The following is a 19,790-nucleotide window of genomic DNA, read 5'->3' as shown; positions in this document are numbered from 1 at the left end:
AAAGCGAAAGGAGCGAGCGTGGGATTCGAGGTGTGGCCCGAGGCCATTGAACTGGGTGAATTGTTCAACGAGCACGGCTATGAACTGGCGCTGGTGGGCGGGCCTGTGCGCGACCTGCTGCTGAACCGTCCCTCACATGATCTGGATTTCTGCACGTCGGCACGTCCCGAGGAGTTCGAGCCCATTCTGCGCAAATGGGGCCATGGATTCTGGGACATGGGCAGGAAGTTCGGCACGTTGGGGGCCATGAAGCGTCGTGAGGACGGCAGCGAGATCGGCGTCGAGGTGACGACCTACCGGTCCGACACCTATGACCCGGATTCCCGCAAGCCCGAAGTGAACTATGGCGACAGCCTCGAAGGCGATCTCTCCCGCCGCGACTTCACCGTGAACGCGATGGCATTGCGCGTGCCGCAGTGCGAGTTCGTCGACCCGTTCGGCGGCGCGAATGACCTGCAGAAGAAGATCCTGCGCACGCCGGTAGACCCGGAGCAGTCGTTCGACGACGATCCGCTGCGCATGATGCGCGCCGTGCGGTTCGTCGCGCAGCTGGGATTCTCCATCGAGCCGGCCACCGCCGAGGCCATCACCAACATGGTCGACCGCATCTCCATCGTGTCGGCGGAACGCGTGCGCGACGAACTGACCAAGCTGCTGCTCAGCGACAACCCGCACGCCGGCATCGAGGCGCTGGTGGATTCCGGTCTCGCCGACGAGGTCCTGCCCGAGATTCCCGCCCTGCAGCTGGAGATGGACGAGCATCACCGCCACAAGGACGTGTTCCAGCACACGCTCATGGTGCTCGACCGCGCCATCGCGCTGGAGACCGGTCCGGACGGTCCCGTGCCCGCGCCCGATCTGACGCTGCGCCTGGCGGCCATCATGCACGACATCGGCAAGCCCCGCACGCGCCGGTTCGAGGCCGGCGGCAAGGTGAGCTTCCACCATCACGACTACGTGGGTGCGAAGATGACGCGCAAGCGGCTCAAGGCCCTGCGCTTCGACCATCATGTGGTGGAGGACGTCACCGACCTCGTGGCCCTGCATCTGCGCTTCCACGGATACATCGACGAGCCGTGGACAGACGCCGCCGTGCGTCGCTACGTGCGCGACGCCGGCCACCTGTACCACAGGCTCAACCGTCTGACCCGTGCCGATGCGACCACGCAGAACAAGCGCAAGTCGCAGATGTTCTCCGACGCGATGGACGACATGGAGGCGCGCGTCATCGAGCTCAAGAAGCGCGAGGACATCGACGCGATCCGCCCCGACCTGGACGGCCAGCAGATCATGGAGATCCTCGGGCTCGAACCCGGCCCCGAGGTCGGCCGCGCCCGCAAGCACATGCTGGACTTCCGTCTCGACAACGGCCCGACCGATTACGACGCCGCCGTCGCCGAACTCAAGCGCTGGTACGCCGAGGAGGCATGAATCGACGAAACACGCGATTGATTCATGACGCGTGATTCGTGAACTAGGCGAATCACGCGAATCGGACGTGAATCACATATGCGAAGGGGCTCCTCGATGAGGAGCCCCTTTCGTCGTGAATGGCGTATGGATCACTTCACCGCGGCGTGGTCCACGGCCTTGGGAAGATTGGTGATCTTGTCGGCGGCCACGCAGTTCTGGAACGACGTGATCTGCTGGTCTGCGCCGGTCTTCACCTCGTTCTCGTCGGTCAGCGTGGAGAACGTGGAGCCGATGACGACGTCGATGAGCTTGTCGGAACGGTCGTCCATGCGCATGATGGCGTCGTTGAAGTGGCCGGCCACGGTGTACGCCTGGTTGACGGCGTTCTTGCCGAACCGGATCTCCGTGCGCTTCAGCGTGGTGGTGCCCGGGTAGTCGGCCACGCCCTTGGTGACGAAGCCGCGGTTCTTCAGCGCGCTGCTCACGGCGTTGGCCAGACCCGACTTGTCGGTGCCGTTCAGCACACGAATGGTGACGTTGCCATTCGCCACCGTCTTGGCGGTACCGGTGTTATCGGTCGTCGCGCACGGCGCGATGACGCCGTAGTTCGGCTTCTCCGCGGCCTTGGCCGACGAGGATTTGCCGAGCACACCGAAATAGAACAAGAAAGCCACCACAAGAATCACGGCCAACAGTGCGATCGCGATGGTGAACACGATCTTCTGCCTGTCGCGTACGAATTGCTGACGGGCCTTGCGCTCGTCGAAGGCTTCCGGAGACGTCATGACGTACCTTCCCGCTTGCTGTCTGTAATGGATACCACCTTAACGTGAATGCCTGACTCGGTTCGTCAGCATTCGGAGACGATCGGCGTCACCGGCGCCGACGTCTCGAACAGTCTGTCGACGCATCGTGCCGCCTGCCATGCGCGGCATACGGCCGCCGATGTGCGTTCGTCCGGAACGCAGGCCACGACGGACGGGCCCGATCCCGAGACGAACGCCGAGCTTGCGCCGGCGTCCAAGGCCGCGGCGATGGCCTCGCCCGACCGCGGATGCAGCGCGACCGCCGCTTTCTGCAGATGATTGGCCTCGCCGGCGTTCGTGCCGACGACGTCGAACGTGCGATAGACCTCGGGCGTGCTCAGCTGCGCGTTGTAGGCGCCGACGACCATCATGCCCAATTGCGAGGCGTTCACACCGGGGTGGGATGTGCTGATGCGCTCGATGCGCTCGCCATAGCCGGTGCCGCGGGCGAGGCCGCCGCTGAGGCAGAACGGCATATCCGCGCCGAGTGTGGCGGCGATGGGCTGCAGCCGTTCGACAGCCCAATCAAGATTCCACAGACGGTTCAATGCCAGCAGCGTGCCGGCGGCATCGCTGGAGCCGCCGCCGAGGCCGGCGCCGACGGGAATGCGCTTCTCGAGGCTGATGGCCACGTCGGTGCTTTTGCCGGCGGCCTCGGCCAGGGCGAACAATGCCATGACCGCATGGTTGCGGCGCATATCGGCCTTGTCGAACGCCAGATCGCCGAGGTATGCGCCGCTGATGTCCAGCGAGAAGCCGGTGCCCGGCTCCTTCTGCGTCACCGTGACCGTGTCGTAGATGCCCACTGCGCAGTAGATGGTGTCGAGGCGATGACGACCGCCCCATGCGGCGACCGGTTCGCCGACCTCCAACGTCAGATTGGTCTTGGCGGGGCATTCCACGCGCACGGCGGTACCCGGCCTGGTCGTCGTGGAAGCTGGCGTCGCCGTGGATGCCGGCGAATAGGCGAATGCGGTCATGCGGCATCGGCCTCCGCGGCCGCCGCCAAAGCGGCGAACCGGTCGATGGTCAGCGTCTCGCCGCGCAGTGTGGCGTCGATGCCGGCGGTCTCGAACGCCGAGGCCGGCACCGTCTTCTTCAACGCGGCGTGCAGGGTCTTGCGACGCTGCGCGAACGCGGCGTCGACCAATGCGAACGTGCGTTTGCGGGCGGCGATGTCGTCGTCCGTCAGGTCGGTGTGCGTGCGGGTGAACTTCACCAGCGCGGAGTCCACGTTCGGTGCCGGCCAGAACACGTTGCGCCCGATGACGCCGGCGCGTTCGGCCTCGCCGAACCACTGCAGCTTCACCGACGGCGTGCCGTAGATCTTCGATCCCGGCTTGGCGCACAGGCGGTCGGCGACCTCCTTCTGCACCATGACGACGAAGCTCGAAAGATTCGGATAGCGTTCCAGCAGCGTGATGATGATGGGCGTCGCCACGTTGTACGGCAGGTTGGCCACCAGCGTGAACGATTCGGCCCGCGCCAGCGCCGGCGTATCGTCGGGCGTGACCTTCAGCGCGTCCTGGTTGATGACGGCGAAACGCTCCGCCGCCTGCGGCATGCGCTCGACGATGGTGTGCGGCAGGCGTTCGGCCAGCGGCGGGTCGATCTCCACCGCGGTGACGGCCGCACCGGTCTCCAGCAGGGCGAGGGTGAGCGAGCCCAGTCCGGGACCGACCTCCATCACCTGGTCGTCGGCGCCGATTTCGGCGGTGCGTGCGATGCGGCGCACGGTTCCGGGATCGATGACGAAGTTCTGGCCGAACTTCTTGGTGGGGGTCACGCCGGCGTCTGCGGCGATGCGGCGGATGTCCGCCGCGCCGAGCAGGCCGCTGGTCTCGGCGTCCGCCTGGTCGGCGGCATCGGTCGAGGCATGGCTGGGCTTATCGGGCATAGTGGTGTCGGTCATCGATTTAGTACCATCCGGTGCTCTGCGAGTGGGCCCAGGCGCCGTTCGGGCTGCCGTAGCGCTGGGCGATGTAGGACAGTCCCCAGTTGATCTGGATGGACGCGTCGTCGCGCCAGTTGGCGCCGAACGCGGCCATCTTGCTGCCGGGCAGCGACTGCGGGATGCCGTAGGCGCCCGAATAGGGGTTCTCGGCGTTCCACTGCCAGCTGGACTCGCGGTTCCACAGGGCCACGAGGTTCGTCCAGTTGCTGCCGGTCCAGCCGCGCTGTGCGGCGGCGCCCTTGGCGTAGGTCTGCGCTGCGGCCGCGGAGGGGTGCCACAGTCCGCTGCCGGAGCTGCTGCTGCCGGTGTTGGTGCTCGGCTTCGACGTGGTGGGCTTGGACGTCGGCTTTGCGGTCGTCGGCTTCGAGGTGGGCTTTGCGGTCGTGGGCTTGGACGTCGGCTTGGCCGTCTGCGTGGGCTTGGCCGTGGCGGTGGGCTTCGAGGTCGGCTTCGCGGTCTGCGTGGGCTTGGCCGTGGCCGACTGCGAAGGCTTGGCGGAGGACGAGGCGGACGAGGATGCGCTCGAGCTTGCGCTCGGCTTCTTCGAGGAGTCGGCGTTGGAGCCGTTGCTGGAATCGTCGCTCGGCGAGGACGAGCCGGAGGCGCTTTCGCTCGGCTTCGGCGTCTCCTTGGGCTTCTCCGGTCCGACGGCGACGATCTTGTCGATGGCGATCTTCGTGGTCTGCTCCTTGAGGAGGATGGAGGATTCCTCCTTGCCGTCCACGAACGTGGTGTTATACGTGGCCTTCTTCTCGCCGGCCTGGCCTTCCTGGCGCACTACCGTCTCACCGGGTTCGAGGCTGGAATCGACGATGGTCTGCGTATCGAACGGCACGGCGATGGTCTTCGTGGTCTCGCCGTGGGTCACGCGCTGCACGCGCAGCACGGTGTTGGTGCCGCCCGTGTTCTCCACGCTCACGCGGTCTTCCTTGCCCAGCACGATGCCCTTGGAATCAAGGATGGACGCGGCGGTGAGCTTGCCGTTCGGCGCCTCGCTCGACTTGCCGTCGGCGACCACGGTGACCGGCCCCTGCTTGTTGATGATGAAGCCGCCGGTGAGCTGGTTGTATACGTTCTTGATGTCGACGGTCACCTTGGAGGCGGCCTTCTCGTTGTCCTTGAAGAATCCGAGCAGCTGGTCGGCGCTCGTCGCGACCGTCCAGAACGGCACGTCCTGGCCCTCGATGTTGATGGTGGCCTGATATGCGCTCTGCATGGTGACGACCGCGTGGTCGCTCAGCATGTCGCCGGACGTGGACCTGACGATGTCGTGCGTCTTCACGGCGATGTTCTGCTCCTGAAGCAGACGGTTGACGCTCATCGCGTTCGTCTGCACCGTGGTGGTCTTGCCGTTGATGTCCAGCGTCACCGTCTTGCGTGTGGTGACGAAGAACGCCAGTACGCATGCCACGGTCACGATAACGGCGCATGCCACCACACGAATACGACGAAGCGCCAGAAATCGTTGTGGAGTCCATCGACGTGCCATCAAAATCCTCCCAAAAACCGCTTGAACATACGGAATCAATTGTATGATGCCGGCCTTGACGACGGCGGTTCGCGGTCCGTATGCCGCCAAATTCGCACATTTGCAGGCGTGGTTGTCAAGGCGTCGAAAAAAGAAAGAGAGCGAGGAGCCGGTTTTAGAAGGGGGATGAATCCGGCCCCTCGCTCGTGGACGGAGCGGGTTGGGGGATGCTCCGTCCCATATCTCAGAAGCTGTATTGATGGGGGAAGCTCCTGAGTCCTTACTCGCGGTAAGTCTTGTATCCCCAACGTGCGTACGCCACGCACGCATATGCGCTTATGAGATGTATCTCACAAACCATACTACTCTCGCGGGGAAATCTTATCACGACGTGTGTCGTCTATGGCGTCGTGACAACCCCCGCATAGGGTGTTCTTCTTCAATTATGAGAGTTCGGTTATCGGGAGCCTCCTGTCGGGATCGAACCGACGACCTGCCGCTTACAAGGCGGCCGCTCTGGCCATCTGAGCTAAGGAGGCATGTTCATGACCGTCGCGACGATGCCGTCCGACGATATCGAACGAAGGCAAGTATAACCAAACGCGGGAATATTGTCATCTTCGACGGTCCGTTGGCCTTGCCGCCGCAGGGATTGAGGGATTATCGGGGCGCGGTTGGAAATGCATGGACCCGCAAATCCATCGACGAGGAGGGATTTGCGGGTCCATCGGGTCTTGCGGGTTCAGTCCGTCAGGCGGGGATTGGACATCACGGGTAGAGCGGGCCCTTGTCGGTGCCGACCGACGGGAGCTTGCCCTCCTTGCCCACGGCGTTCGCGTCGAGGCCGATGGCCTTGAGGAACGCGGTGCGCTGGTCGGTGTCGGACGGGATGGAGTTGCGGTTCCAGTACTGGCCGTTGACGGTGATCGTCGGCGTGCTCATCTGGCCCTTGAGCTGGCCTTCGACGTTCCACAGCTCCTGACGCAGCGGCGTGTACTTGCTGATGGCCTTCAGCCAGTCGCCATACACATGCTTGCCGTCGGTGGCCGAGGCGGCGACGGATTCGCTCACGCCGGCGTCGATGGCCTGCTGCTTGATCTGCGCGTTGGAGACCGGACTGTAGTCGCTTTCGCTCGGCTGGAAGTCCTCGGCGTACATGAGCGTGATGAACTTCAGCAGATGCTCCGGCTCCTTCTCGGCGATCTCGATGGCCGCGTTGGCGGCACGCGTGGAGTATTCATCGGTGGAGTAACGGTCCATGAAGCTCATCGGATGAATCTCGATGTTGATCTGGCCGGCATCGACCAGCTGCGAATACGTGTCGCCGAGCGCGCGTTCCATGGCGCCGCAGCCGGGGCACATGAAGTCCATGTACACGGCCACGGTGGGGACGCCCTTGACCGGCTTGTTCAGACCGTTCTTCGAAATGACGAAGCCGCCCTTCTCGGTGGTGTTCGCCGGCTTCGGCGAGGCCGCCTCGACCTGCGACCAGGCGTCGTTGAGCTCGCCGGCATCCTGCGTGGGATGGTTGGCCTTCCAGATGTTGAAGCCGATGACCGCTATCAGGGCGATGACGACGGCGACGACGACTGCGCCGATGATGGTCTGGTTGCGGCGGTCGCGCTGCGCCTGCTCGGCGCGCGCCTTGGCGGCTGCCGCCTCGGCGGCCTGCCTCGCCTTGCGGTTCGTGGGTTTCTTGGTGGTCTTGGCCATGTGCGGGTGATCTCCTCATGACGTCGCGAACGATGCGCGACAGCTCGATTACGAATCGAAAGTTTAGCGTCGGGAGGTAAATAAACGGTGATGATTCACGACTCGTGAACTGTGCCCCTCATAGGTTTTCGACGCGTCCGGCGATAAGCCGCGGTTATAGGGCGGACGGTTCCAGGGTGGTCTACTCGTTCGTCAGCAGCAGGGGCGACCAGTCGATGCTGTCGCCGGTGATGAGCAGAGCCAGACCGGCGAGGATGAGAATCGTCCATATTATGGTGAGCGTCCAGCTGCGGCGTTGCGCCTCCTGGGCCTCGCCCTGCGCCTCGTCGTCATCCGGCTGCCGGTACTGCGGATAGTCGTTGATGTCGCCATCGTGGATGTCGGCGTCGTGGGCGTTGCGGGGGGATCCGAACGTGCCGCGCATGATGCCGGCACCGAGCCGGGCGAGCCTTGAATACGGACCGAGCGCGGCGGTGAACCAGCCGGTCGCCATGCAGACGGCCAGGATCATGCCCGACGACGACAGCGGCCGGCCGGCCACCACGGGAATGCGAATCGGCAGTCCGAATACCTCGATGGCGGCCGTTGCCTGCGGCAGGCCGAGTGCGACGGCGAGGAACGCGGCGAGCGCCATGAACAATGCGGCCATCAGGGCGATGGGCGCGAGGGTGAGCGCCAGACCCTTGATGAGATGCCACGGCAGGGAGCCGACGATCAGGGCGCTGTCGGTGCCTTTGCGCATGCCGCCACGCCTGGATTCGCGGTTGAGCTGCGACTGGCAGGACAGACCGGCCGTGGTCAGCAGCCACAGCGTGGCCACGGCCACGATCAGTCCGCCGGTCGGGGCGGCCGCGGCGAACAGGCACAGCGGCACGGCGAGCAGGCACAGGAGCATGCGGCCGCGGGGGATGAGCCACGAGGTCATGGCGGCCACGTATTCATATGGGCTCATCGGCTGGGCCGGCTGCATGACGGGCTGCTGCGGCTCGGGGGTCGGCGGAATCGGAGGCGCGGTGATGTCGGGTACGCCGTCGATGGGCGGTTCGTCGATCGGGTCGCCGATAAGCGGGTCGTTGGAGGCGACGCGCGGCTGGGGCCGCTGCTGCGGCTGCCGGGCCGGTTGTTGCTGGATCTGCTGTGGATACGGCGGTTGTGTGGCGTCCGGCATGTCGGGGCCGTTGGGCGTGGAGCTGCTGACGCGGGGCATCTCTCCGGAAGGCGTCAATACGGCGGTGGCCTCCGGATCGAACGACATGGCCGTCGTTTCGGCGTCTGCGGCGCCGGCGTCGGCCACGTTGGGCATGCCGGTGTCAGGCATGCCGGCCGCGTTGAATGCGTCAGGCGTTGTCGGGTGCGATTCCACCACGCGGCCAAACGAGGGGCTGTTCGGTTGCTGTGTAGCGGCGCCGGAAAGCGTGCGTGGCTCCCTCCCGACCGGACGGATGGCCACGGCGGGCTGTGGCGGCTGCGGTGCATACGGTTGTGCTTCGTACGGCTGTGGCGTCGCTGATGGCTGTGACGGTTGTGGCAACGTCTCGGTGGCGAGGTCGGCTGCAGGCATCGCCGCCGTCGGCGCTTCGGCCGGCGAGGGGGGAGCGGGCAGCACCTGCGTCGCGGCCGCCGATGGTGCTGCGGCTGCCGACGTTGCTGCGGCTGCCGTTGGGGCGCCAAGCGTCGGCGCGGACAGTGTCGGGAAGGCATGGGCGACCATGGTCGGGATGTCTCGGGTCTGACCGGCAAGCGTGACCGGCTTGTCCAGCACGGTGTTGAGCGCAGGCGAGTCGTCGTCCGGGCCGGAGGCGATGTCTATCACCTGCGTCGCGGCCGCGCGACGTTCGTCCAATGCCTTCCACAATGAACGAGGATTGTCGATGCCGGCGTTCGGGTCGCCGTCGAATTCGGAGGCGTCAACGCCGTCAACGGCGTCAGCCGTTTCTGAAGAGCTTTTTCCAAAAGGGCGCATCACCCCGTCACCGGTTTCGGCGGTGTTCGGCGTCGGCATGCTCCCGGCTGCGGCGGTAGGCGGCAGCGGCACCGGAGGCACGTCGGCGGCCACCGGCGCACCCGTGCCGGCGAGTGGCCGGGCAAGAGGCTTCGACGCGCTGATGGGTGTATTCGCCGAGGCGGGAGTGGAAGCGGGAGCCGAGGCATTCGCAGCGGGGTCTCCGGCATTCGCGATGCCGGCGCCGGCAATGGCGGAACCGGCTGCACCGGCAGCCGTCCACAACTGTGGGGTCAATGCATCCTGCTCGATCACCTGCAACAGTTCCATGGGCGTGCAGCGGTTCTCGCGCTTGGGGTCCAAGGCGCTGCGGAACGCTGCCGTCGTACGCGGGGGCAATCCCGCAAGATTCGCATGGCCTGTCGCCGCACGCTCCAGCACGGCCATCATCGGGGTCGTGCCGAACACCGGCTGGCCGGTCGCGGCGAACGCCAGCACGGCCGCCGTGCTCCACCAATCCGTCTGCTCGTCGGATTCCGCGCCGTCGATGATTTCCGGCGCGATGAACCCGGGCGTACCCATCACCAGTCCGGTGCGGGTCACGTGGCTTTCACCCTCGCCCATGGCGATGCCGAAGTCCACCAGCACCGGGCCGGTGCGCGAGATCATCACGTTCGTCGGCTTGATGTCGCGGTGGATGATGCCCGCCCGGTGCACCGCGCTCACCGCGTCGATGAGCTTGCGGGTCAGGCGTTCGAGATCGCCGGCCACATACCGTCCGTTCGCCGCCACATCGGCGCGAAGGTTCTTGCCCTCGATGAGCTCGGTGACGATGAACGCCACCGAATCGTCAAGTTCCATATCCATGATCTGGCATACGCCGGGATGATTCACCCGACGCAGCGCCGCGGCCTCGCGACGCAGGCGCTCGCGGGCCGTCGCCGCGTTGTTCTCGGCGCCGGGCTGGAAGCCGGATTCGGCTGCGCCATCCGATTCGCCGTCTTCATTCAGCGAATCGCGCAGTATCTTCATGGCGTAGATGTTGCCGCCGTCGTCCTTGACCCGCCATACGGAACCCATGGCGCCCCCGCCAAGGCGGGATATCAGCGTATAGCCGCCGACAAGGCTACCCGATTCCAGATTCAGCGCAGTCAAATCACTCATGCCGCCCATTGTGGCACGTATGTTCGATTCCCGTGCGTGCCGCGTCGCTTTATTACGCAAGTTTCGCGCGATGTTCGATGGGTTTGCGGGTCTGCACTGTTCGGTAACCGTGGGGTCAAACCGTTCATTAGGGAGTTTGTGGGGCCGGACAGTATATATAGGCGCCGAAAATTGATTCCTCGCAATGCTGTAGGTCTACTTTTCCGATTTTGGTGATGCTGCAGACCCGCTTTTCCGTTTTTTGGGCGGCGGGTTGTTTTTTGGGCGGCTGGTTGTGTGCGGCGGTTGGGGAAGGATGCGGGGTCCGTTGTTATCGGTTCGGGCGGGGATGCGGAGTCTGCCGTGCCGGTTTGGTCGGGTACGCGGGGCCTGCCGTGCCGGTTCGATCAGGACCTGTGGAATTGGCGTAAGACCCGGAATTGATTCAAGAACTGTGCACGGTTTCAGCTCGTGACACGCCGACAGAAGTTAGCGCTCTCAATAGTTTTTGCAAAAGCTGGCAAACGCTATATACTGTAACCACTGAGAGCGTGCACAGTCTTGAAATCACGGCCGAGTTCAAGACCGCGCACACAACGCTGTATACCCACATCCACATCCCTGAAACGGACATCGACGGATGTCTTTCGGGCAATGGCTCCGGATGGCGGCGGCAGGCGCCGGGACCCGAAGAGGGGACCGGGCATGACGCAACGCATGCCAAAGCCGGCACCCGAAGGCGAGGAAAAATCAAGGAATCGAGGAAGCATGGCATTGCTGCCGAATCCGATCGTTCTGCAGCGCGCGGACCCATACGTGCTGCGAACCGACGACGGCTATCTGTTCACCGGTTCGTACCCCGTGTACGACCGCATCACGCTGCGTCGCGCCGACAGGCTCTCCGAGCTGCAGGCGGCCGAGGAGCACACCATCTGGCGCAAGCACGAAAGCGGCAGCGGCGAGATGAGCGAACTCATCTGGGCGCCGGAAATCCATCGTGTCAACGGCCAGTGGGTCATCTACTTCGCCGCCGCGCACACCACCGAAATCGACCAGAAGGCCGACACCTTCCAGCACCGTGTCTTCTGCCTCACCTGCGACGACGCCGACCCGATCGCCGGCACGTGGACGGAGCGGGGGAAGGTCGACACCGGCATGGACACCTTTGCGCTTGACGCCACCACGTTCGTGCACACCGACGGTCGCCAGTACCTCATCTGGGCGCAGCAGGACCTGGCCATCGAAGGCCACTCCAACCTGTACATCGCCCGCATGGCCAACCCGTGGACGCTCGAAACCGAGCCGGTGATGCTCTCCAAGCCCGAGCTCGACTGGGAGAAGATCCGCTTCATCGTGGAGGAAGGCCCCGCCGTCCTGAAGCATGACGACAGGATCTTCGTCACGTTCTCCGCCTCCGGCACCGGTCCCGAATACGCGATGGGCATGCTCACCGCCAGCGCCGACGCCGACCTGCTCGACCCGGCCAGCTGGACGAAGTCCCCCGAGCCGGTGTTCGCGTCCGACGAGACCGTGCGTCAGTTCGGCCCCGGCCACAACTCGTTCACCGAGACCGAAGACGGCCGCGACGTACTTATCTACCACTGCCGCAACTACGTGGAGATCCTCGGCGACCCGCTGTTCGACCCGAACCGCCACGCCTACATGGGCCTCATCGAATGGGCCGAGGACGGCACCCCGCGTTTCGGCACCCCGCAGATGGCCACCCGCTTCACGCCCGCCACCACGGACGTGCTGCCTCCGGACGGCCGTCTCGACGTGGACGAATCGCTGTAATCGGGAAGCGCGGACCTCCAATCCCGACCCAACTGTTCGCAATATCCGCATAACGATCACTCATATCGGTATCGGTCATATCAAGGAATCGAGTAAACATGGCACAGGAAAACTCGCTCGTGCAGTCGCTCAAGCGCGGCATCTTCTGGAACTTCGGCGGACTCTACTTCTTCTACTTCGCCGTCTGGCAGCTCATCTTCACCTTCCTGCCGTATTGGCTCAAGGGCCCCGCCGGCATGGACACCACCACCTCCGGACTGGTGTTCTCCATCATGTCGTTCGGCGCGCTGATCCTCCAGCCGATCTTCGGCCCGATCCAGGATCGCCTCGGCCTGAAGAAGGGGCTGTTCTACTTCGTCATCCTCTGCATCCTGTTCCTCGGACCGCTGTTCCAGTGGGTGTTCCTGCCGCTCGTCGGCGCGAACCAGATCCTCGGCGCGGTCGTCATGGGCGCGTACCTGAGCCTCTGCCTCAACGGCGGCGTCGGCGTGGTCGAGGCCTATAACGAACGTTCCTCCCGCGCCTACAGCTTCGAATACGGCCACGCCCGCCTGTTCGGTTCGCTGGCCGGCGCCACCGCCTCGTTCGTCGGCGGCATCATGTGGGCGAAGAACACCGGCTCCATCTTCTGGGCAATGACCTTCTGCGCCGCCGTGCTGTTCGTGCTGCTCACCGTCGTCAAGCTGCCCGACGACCATATGGCCGGCGAGGTCAGGGACGAGCAGGGCAACGCCGCCAAGAACGAGCCCATCACCCGCGAGGAATGGCTCTCCATCTTCAAGAACCGCAGCTTCTGGGGCTTCTGCCTGCTGATCATCGGCTCCGCCACCATGTATGACGTGTTCGACCAGCAGTTCCCGAACTACTTCGCATCCTTCTTCTCCGATGCCACGGCCGGCGCCACGTTCTTCAGCCGCGTGGTCTCCGTGCAGATTCTGCTCGAGGCCATCTGCATGCTGTTCATGCCCGCCCTCATCAACAAGATCGGCGCCAAGACCGGCCTGCTCATCTATGGCGGCATCCTGTTCGTGCGTGTGCTTGGCTGCGCGTTCATCAACACCATCCCGATGCTGGTGTTCTGGCGTCTGCTCGCTGCGCTTGAGATGCCGTTCATGCTGGTCTCCGTCATGAAGTACATCACCCGCGTGTTCGACAAGCGCCTCTCCGCCACCGTGTACATGTACGGTTTCGGCACCGCCAAGCAGATCGGTCTGACCGTGTTCTCGCTGTTCATGGGCAACATGTACACCGCGCTCGGCTTCCACCATGCGTACCTGCTGCTTGCCGCGCTCATCGCCGTGTTCGTGATCGTCGGCTCGCTGCTCATGCGCTCCGATGCCAAGACGGAGCAGATCGCCAGGTAACGCGATCGTTCCGCCACGTCGAATGGCGAACCGCACCCTGCGGGGCCTTCCCCTTCCAAAGGTCCCGCAGGGTTTTTCGTTGTCATCCCATGGTGTCCTCCCGGCCTGATGACGCGGCGGCGCATCATCAGGCAAGGGCGTCGTCCCCGTTGTCGGACCTCGGTATCATGGTCACGTATCCGCCGACCCCAAGGCTTAAAGGAAGCAGAGTGAACCAGCACAAGGCCACCATCCACGACGTCGCCCGCATCGCGGGCGTGTCCCGCGCCACCGTCTCGCGGTATCTCAACGGTGGCAAATGGGTGAGCGAGGATGCCGCCGCCAAGATCAAGGTGGCCATCGAGCAGACGCATTATGTGGCCAACACCCATGCCCGGGCGCTGGTCACCGGTCGTGCCGGGTCCGTGGCGTTTCTGCTTGGAGAGCCGCAGAAGCTCCTGTTCGAAGACCCGAACTTCGCGACGCTGCTGCGGGCCGTGGCCGACGAACTCGGCAAACGCGGCACCTCGTTTCTGTTGATGACGACCGACAACAAGGACGAGGAGCGTCGTAACATCGCCTATCTGCAGGCCGGCCACGTCGACGGCGTGATCCAGGTCGCATGGCATCAGGACTCCAGCAAGATGCTCGCCGCGCTCGTCAAGGCCGGCATCCCCACCGTCGTCGCCGAACAGCCGTCCGACGAGACGCTGCCCGTCGGATACGTGCATGTGGAGGATTACGGCAGCGCGCGCAAGGCCTGCGAATATCTGCTGTCGCGCGGCGCCCGACGGCTGGCGATGATCGCCGGCCCGGAGGGTCCGTCCGGCACCCGCGACCGCGTCCACGGTTTTCTCGACACCCTGGCGGCGGCCGGCGTCGGCTCATCCGATGCCGCGCCGATCGTCCATGGCGACTATTCCTCGGCCAGCGGCGAACGCGCGATGTCCGAACTGCTCGACTTCCATCCCGACATCGACGCGGTCTTCATCTCGTCCGATGCCATGGCCGTCGGTGCGATGAAGACGCTGCGGGCACGCGGCATCGCCGTGCCCGACGACATGCAGATCGTCGGCTTCGACGACTCGTCGGCCGCCATGCTCGCCGATCCGCCGTTGACGACCGTCCGCCAGCCGTTCGACCAGATCGGCAAGCATCTGGTCGACCAGCTTCTGCGCATCATCGCCGGGGAGCAGCCCATCGGCGTCACGCTGCCGTGCGAGCTCGTCGTTCGTGACACCACGCGCTAGGGTGCGTGATCGTTGGCCGGCCGTTAGACCGCCTCGGAGTAGTATGGCGAAGGTGTTGTCGTCGCCCCGGAGGTGAACATGGTCGACAATCGCAATCCGCTCGTTTCGGTGATCGTGCCGGTATATAAGGTCGAGAAGTTCCTCGACGCATGCGTGGCGGGCATCGTCGCGCAGACCTACCGCGATCTGGAGATCATCCTCGTCGACGACGGCTCCCCCGACGGCTGCCCGGCCATGTGCGACGCATGGGCGGCGAAGGACGCGCGAATCCGTGCGATCCACAAGCGCAACGGCGGCCTTTCCGACGCGCGCAACGCGGGGCTTGCCGTCGCGCGCGGCGACGTCGTCTACTTCGTCGATTCCGACGACACCATCGAGCCGAATCTCGTCGACGTGTGCGTCAGGGCCATGCGCGAATACGACGCCGACGTCGTCATGTTCAAATTCGACACCATCTCCGAGGCCGGCCGTCCACTGCTGTCGTCGTACAAGCACAACGAGTTCGACGATGTGCAGGTGCTTACGCCGCAGGAGGCCATCAAGGCGCAGGTGCGTTCGGAGATCGACGGGTATTTCTGGGCGTTCATGGCCGCCGCGCCCATATATAAGGACCACGATTTCTCGTTCCCCGTCGGACGGAAGATCGAGGACATGGCCCGCATCTGCAACGTGCTGGGCGAGGCGACGCGCATCGTGCGCATACCCGAGGTGCTGTACCACTACCGGATGCGCAAGGGGTCCATCACGGCCACGCTCGACCCGAACCTCTCGCGCGATTGGCGACGTGCGGCCGACGACCGCGAGGCGTACATCGCGGCGCGGTATCCCGAACTCAAACGGTTCATGACCATGCAGCAGCTCACGTTCTTCGCGAACCTCGACTACGAGACCATCCGCCAGTCGCTGATCGCCGGTCTGAAGATAGACCCCGAGGATGCGGACGCCATGCGGCGTCGCATCGAGGGGCTCGCCAAGGACGTGGAGGACAACGGCGACGTGGACGAGGTGCCGGAGTCGACGAGCGAACTGCTCGGTACGCTCAAGGGCTGGCTGGGCGAGACCGTCGACGACCTGACCGCCGAAATGAAGGCCGGCCTGCACGAGATGCGCGACGAATGGCGGCAGCTGCGCGTGGAGTTCCACGACGGATTCCGCGCATAATCCGTGGCAATCGATTGACGTCATATCGGCGGCGATGCAATATTTCCCAAGTGTTTCAAAAACCCGCCAATTTCTTGAAACCGGTTTCTTTTCGCGATTTATGGTGTATATTGGGCAGTGGCTCACAGGAGAGTGATTTCCTCGACCACAAACAACGCTGTTAGCGGTGCAACGAACCTTGGCGAATCCAAAGTAGGACGCGCGAAGCGAAGTTAATCCAAAGACGGAATAATTGAATACCCATACACACCCCTTTTACAACGGATCGTGAGGCACGTACCTGCCTCTGAAAGGAACTGATTACCATGGCAGAAGTGGTTTTTGACCATGTCACCCGCATCTACCCGGGCAACGACAAGCCCTCGGTGGACAATCTGAATCTCGACATCAAGGACGGCGAGTTCCTCGTGCTCGTCGGCCCCTCCGGCTGTGGCAAGTCCACCACGCTCCGCATGCTCGCCGGCCTCGAGGAGGTCAACAAGGGCAAGATCTTCATCGGCGATAAGAACGTCACCAACATGCAGCCGAAGGACCGTGACATCGCCATGGTCTTCCAGAACTACGCGCTGTACCCGCATATGACCGTCGCCGACAACATGGGCTTCGCCCTGAAGATCGCCGGCACCCCGAAGGAGGAGATTCGCAAGCGCGTCGAAGAGGCCGCGAAGATCCTCGACCTCACCGAATTCCTCGACCGCAAGCCGAAGGCCCTCTCCGGCGGCCAGCGTCAGCGTGTGGCCATGGGCCGCGCCATCGTGCGCAAGCCGAAGGTCTTCCTCATGGACGAGCCGCTCTCCAACCTCGACGCCAAGCTCCGCGTGCAGACCCGTACGCAGATCGCCAACCTGCAGCGCACCCTCGGCGTCACCACCCTGTACGTGACCCACGACCAGACCGAGGCTCTGACGATGGGTCATCGCATCGCCGTCATCAAGCTCGGCAAGCTGCAGCAGGTCGGCGCGCCGACCGAACTGTACGACCGTCCGGCGAACGTGTTCGTCGCCGGCTTCATCGGCTCGCCGTCCATGAACATCAACGTGCATCCGGTCGTCAACGGCCAGGCCAAGATCGGTGATGACACCGTCGACCTGCCGAAGGACGTCGTCGCCAAGCTCACCCCGGAGGACGGCGGCAAGATCGTCGTCGGTTTCCGTCCGGAGGACGCCACCCTCGCCGGCCCGGACGACGCCAACGCCTTCAAGCTGTATGTCGCCAACGTCGAGGACCTCGGTTCCGACGGCTACATCTACGGCAACATCGTGACCGACGGCTCCGCCGCCGAGCAGGCCAGCGCCGTCATGAGCGACCAGGACAAGATGACCACGGTCCGTGTGAGCCCGCGTCAGCTGCCGAAGGTCGGCGAGACGGTGCGCATCAAGATCGATCCCGAGAAGATGCACCTCTTCGCCCCGAGCACGGAGCTGCGTCTGAACTGATTCGGGTCGGTCGTTCGGCGGAGGGCCGTTCGTGCTTCCGTTCGGTCCCGTCGGCCGCCCGTCTGTCCGCTCGCGGACGCGGCGGGCCGGCCACATGATCACAGACGTCGGCGTGAAGGCTGTTGTGGGACGGCCCGATTGCCGATACGCGAGGCGAGGTCCCCTCTCTTCCTCTCTGACTCGCCTCGCGAGCAGTGTCGCCCCGCAGCCAATGCTGGTTGCGGGGCTTCCTTATGCGTTCGCGGCATGAATCGATGCTTATCGATATATCGCGTGATCCGTGCATGCGCCTATTTCGCACGAATGCGGATATGCCGATATATTCGACGATTCGTGATTTATTCATCGATAGTAATTTGATTAAAACTATCGTTTATTGCAGTCTCATCCATCGGCCGTTGTGCACGAATCGATGGATACACGTATATCGCGTGATTCATGGACGAATGAGTTGTGCATGAATCAGGAGATATAGGCATATCCGCCGATTCGTGAGTAGTGGAGATGGGGGGATGAATGAGCGTATATGGGTATATTGCATGATTCATGCGCGGCGAAAGCGGATATACGAGTGCATCGGGTGATTCGTGCACAACGAGGATGCGTATGAATCGGGATATGCGAGGGTATCAGGTGATTCATGCGTCAAATCACGCGGATTGGGTAAGTTGGTGATTATGGAAAACGTGGAATTGGATCCCAGACTTGTACAGGCCACATCGGTGAAGGCCTCCGACGAAGCGGTCGGAGGCAAACGGGCCGGCGAACCGAAGGCGCTGAAGATCACCGCCGCGAGTTCGAACCCGAAGATGTTCACGCTGCCGTGGCATAAGCCGCTCTCGCAGTGGCCGGACGACCTGCTCGCCAACCTGCCGCGCGGCATCTCCCGCCACGTCGTGCGATTCGTGCGCGTGGGCAACGACGTGTATGCGATGAAGGAGATCACGCAGTCGGTGGCGCAGCGCGAGTACGAGCTGCTGCGTCAGCTCGAGAAGATCGACGTGCCGTCCGTCAAGCCGATCGCCGTCGTTACTGGCCGGCACGACCGCGACGGCAAGCCGCTCGAGGCCATGCTCGTCACCCAGCATCTCAAGTTCTCGCTGCCGTATCGTGCACTGTTCGCGCGAAACCTGCGCGAGGATACCGCCGACCGTCTGATCGACGCGCTCGCCGTGCTGCTCGTGCGGCTGCATCTCATCGGCTTCTACTGGGGCGATGTGTCGCTGTCGAACGTGCTGTTCCTGCGCGACGCCGACTGCTTCGCCGCCGTGCTCGTGGACGCCGAGACCGGCGCGCTCTACCCGACGTTGACGGAAGGCCAGCGCGAATACGACATCGACCTGGCGCGGACGAACATCATCGGCGAACTGATGGATCTGAGCTCCGGCAAGCTGCTGCCCGACGACGTGGACGAGATCGAGGTGGGCAACCGCCTGGTCGAGCGCTACCATTCGCTGTGGAGCGCGCTGACCGACGTGGAGAGCTTCAGCCCCGACGAGATGTGGAAGATTGAGAAGCGAGTCAACAAGCTCAACCAGCTTGGATTCGACGTGGACGAGCTCGAGATGAACACGTCGGAGGACGGCAACCGCGTGCGTGTGCGTCCGCGCGTGGTCGACGCCGGCTATGCCTCGCGCAAGCTGCTGAGGCTCACCGGCCTCGACGTGCAGGAGAACCAGGCGCGCCGACTGCTCAACGACCTGGATGCCTACCGCACGTCGACATGGCGTCAGGGCGAGGATCTGGAAATCGTGGCCACCGACTGGATGCGCGAGGTGTTCGAGCCGACCGTGCGCATGATTCCGAAGGAATACCGTTCGCAGATCGAGCCGGCGCAGTTCTTCCACGAAATCCTTGACCATCGTTGGTTCCTCGCCGAAAAGGTCGGTCATGACGTGCCGATGGCGGAGGCCGTGAACAGCTACATCGAAAACGTGCTGCCGCAGTACAAGATCGATGCCAAGGTGATGGACGCCATCAACGCCGACGCCGACGCCGGCGTGATCGACGACGAATCGTCGTATGGCGACGACGGATACGATCCGGATTACGATCCCGACGCCGCCGTATGGGCGAGCTAGCACAGGCTGGTAGTGGCGTACCGATGTACTGAGGAGATGAAGACGGCCGATGCGGTTCCCGTTCGTTCGTGAATGCACGACGAACAGGAACCGTGCAGCTTTTCGGGTTCCTGTTGGTCGTCATGCGCGCGACGAACAGGAACCGTGCGGTTTCCTGGATTCCTGTCGGTCACATGGACAGGAACGGATGGGAACCGTAGCCGTCGTATGATTCCTGTTCGTTCGTGAATGCGCGACGGATGGGAACCGTATTGGCTGATGGGTTCCTGTTGGTTGTAGTGATACG

General features: G+C 63.8%; 13 protein-coding genes and 1 tRNA gene. 7 read left to right on the top strand and 7 right to left on the bottom strand.

Going from position 1 to position 19,790, the window contains the following annotated elements:
• The first annotated feature begins 18 nt into the window (after window positions 1-18).
• Window positions 19-1,431 carry a CCA tRNA nucleotidyltransferase gene (locus GFD18_RS06190; protein WP_163198800.1) on the top strand — a complete coding sequence of 471 codons (1,413 nt, stop codon included), beginning with the start codon at window positions 19-21 and terminating at the stop codon, window positions 1,429-1,431.
• Between the two features lie 131 nt (window positions 1,432-1,562).
• On the opposite strand, the gene GFD18_RS06185 is transcribed toward GFD18_RS06190, so the two are convergent.
• From GFD18_RS06185 to GFD18_RS11440, 7 genes are all read right to left on the bottom strand, one after another.
• Window positions 1,563-2,198: a LytR C-terminal domain-containing protein gene (locus tag GFD18_RS06185; RefSeq protein WP_163198797.1), complete on the bottom strand. Its 636-nt coding sequence runs from the start codon at window positions 2,196-2,198 to the stop codon at window positions 1,563-1,565.
• A gap of 65 nt (window positions 2,199-2,263) precedes the next feature.
• Window positions 2,264-3,199, bottom strand: coding sequence for a 4-(cytidine 5'-diphospho)-2-C-methyl-D-erythritol kinase (locus GFD18_RS06180; protein ID WP_163198794.1), 936 nt, complete (start codon window positions 3,197-3,199; stop codon window positions 2,264-2,266).
• A complete protein-coding gene (gene rsmA, locus GFD18_RS06175; RefSeq protein ID WP_163198986.1) occupies window positions 3,196-4,116 on the bottom strand; it encodes a 16S rRNA (adenine(1518)-N(6)/adenine(1519)-N(6))-dimethyltransferase RsmA in 921 nt (306 codons plus the stop codon). Before rsmA ends, GFD18_RS06180 begins: the two co-directional genes overlap by 4 nt.
• A gap of 19 nt (window positions 4,117-4,135) precedes the next feature.
• On the bottom strand, window positions 4,136-5,662 hold the full coding sequence (locus tag GFD18_RS06170) for an aggregation-promoting factor C-terminal-like domain-containing protein (protein ID WP_163198792.1): 1,527 nt from the start codon (window positions 5,660-5,662) through the stop codon (window positions 4,136-4,138).
• Between the two features lie 444 nt (window positions 5,663-6,106).
• Window positions 6,107-6,180 (bottom strand) — tRNA-Thr (locus GFD18_RS06165).
• Window positions 6,181-6,409: 229 nt separating this feature from the next.
• The gene (locus GFD18_RS06160; RefSeq protein ID WP_163198790.1) at window positions 6,410-7,354 is read right to left on the bottom strand and encodes a DsbA family protein; all 945 of its coding nucleotides are present in this window, start codon (window positions 7,352-7,354) and stop codon (window positions 6,410-6,412) included.
• A gap of 181 nt (window positions 7,355-7,535) precedes the next feature.
• Window positions 7,536-10,460 (bottom strand): serine/threonine-protein kinase, encoded by a 2,925-nt coding sequence (locus tag GFD18_RS11440; protein ID WP_163198787.1) that lies wholly within the window; start codon window positions 10,458-10,460, stop codon window positions 7,536-7,538.
• A gap of 747 nt (window positions 10,461-11,207) precedes the next feature.
• Between GFD18_RS11440 and GFD18_RS06150 the strand changes: the two genes are divergently transcribed.
• The 6 genes from GFD18_RS06150 (at window position 11,208) to GFD18_RS06125 (ending at window position 19,504) form a co-directional block, all read left to right on the top strand.
• Window positions 11,208-12,233, top strand: a complete 1,026-nt coding sequence (locus GFD18_RS06150; protein ID WP_163198784.1) for a glycoside hydrolase family 43 protein — start codon at window positions 11,208-11,210, stop codon at window positions 12,231-12,233.
• A gap of 98 nt (window positions 12,234-12,331) precedes the next feature.
• The gene (locus GFD18_RS06145) at window positions 12,332-13,597 is read left to right on the top strand and encodes an oligosaccharide MFS transporter (RefSeq protein WP_163198781.1); all 1,266 of its coding nucleotides are present in this window, start codon (window positions 12,332-12,334) and stop codon (window positions 13,595-13,597) included.
• Window positions 13,598-13,806: 209 nt separating this feature from the next.
• Window positions 13,807-14,826, top strand: coding sequence for a LacI family DNA-binding transcriptional regulator (locus GFD18_RS06140; RefSeq protein ID WP_163198778.1), 1,020 nt, complete (start codon window positions 13,807-13,809; stop codon window positions 14,824-14,826).
• Between the two features lie 78 nt (window positions 14,827-14,904).
• Window positions 14,905-15,987 carry a glycosyltransferase gene (locus GFD18_RS06135; RefSeq protein ID WP_163198775.1) on the top strand — a complete coding sequence of 361 codons (1,083 nt, stop codon included), beginning with the start codon at window positions 14,905-14,907 and terminating at the stop codon, window positions 15,985-15,987.
• A 305-nt stretch (window positions 15,988-16,292) separates the two neighbouring features.
• Window positions 16,293-17,423 carry an ABC transporter ATP-binding protein gene (locus GFD18_RS06130; protein WP_163198772.1) on the top strand — a complete coding sequence of 377 codons (1,131 nt, stop codon included), beginning with the start codon at window positions 16,293-16,295 and terminating at the stop codon, window positions 17,421-17,423.
• A 677-nt stretch (window positions 17,424-18,100) separates the two neighbouring features.
• Window positions 18,101-19,504, top strand: a complete 1,404-nt coding sequence (locus tag GFD18_RS06125; RefSeq protein WP_163198984.1) for a DUF4032 domain-containing protein — start codon at window positions 18,101-18,103, stop codon at window positions 19,502-19,504.
• Window positions 19,505-19,790: the final 286 nt, after the last annotated feature.

This window comes from Bifidobacterium saimiriisciurei (assembly GCF_010667655.1).
GTDB lineage: Bacteria > Actinomycetota > Actinomycetes > Actinomycetales > Bifidobacteriaceae > Galliscardovia > Galliscardovia saimiriisciurei.
The sequence above is the reverse complement of the archived record's forward strand: the minus strand, read 5'-3'. Positions and strand labels throughout refer to the sequence as shown.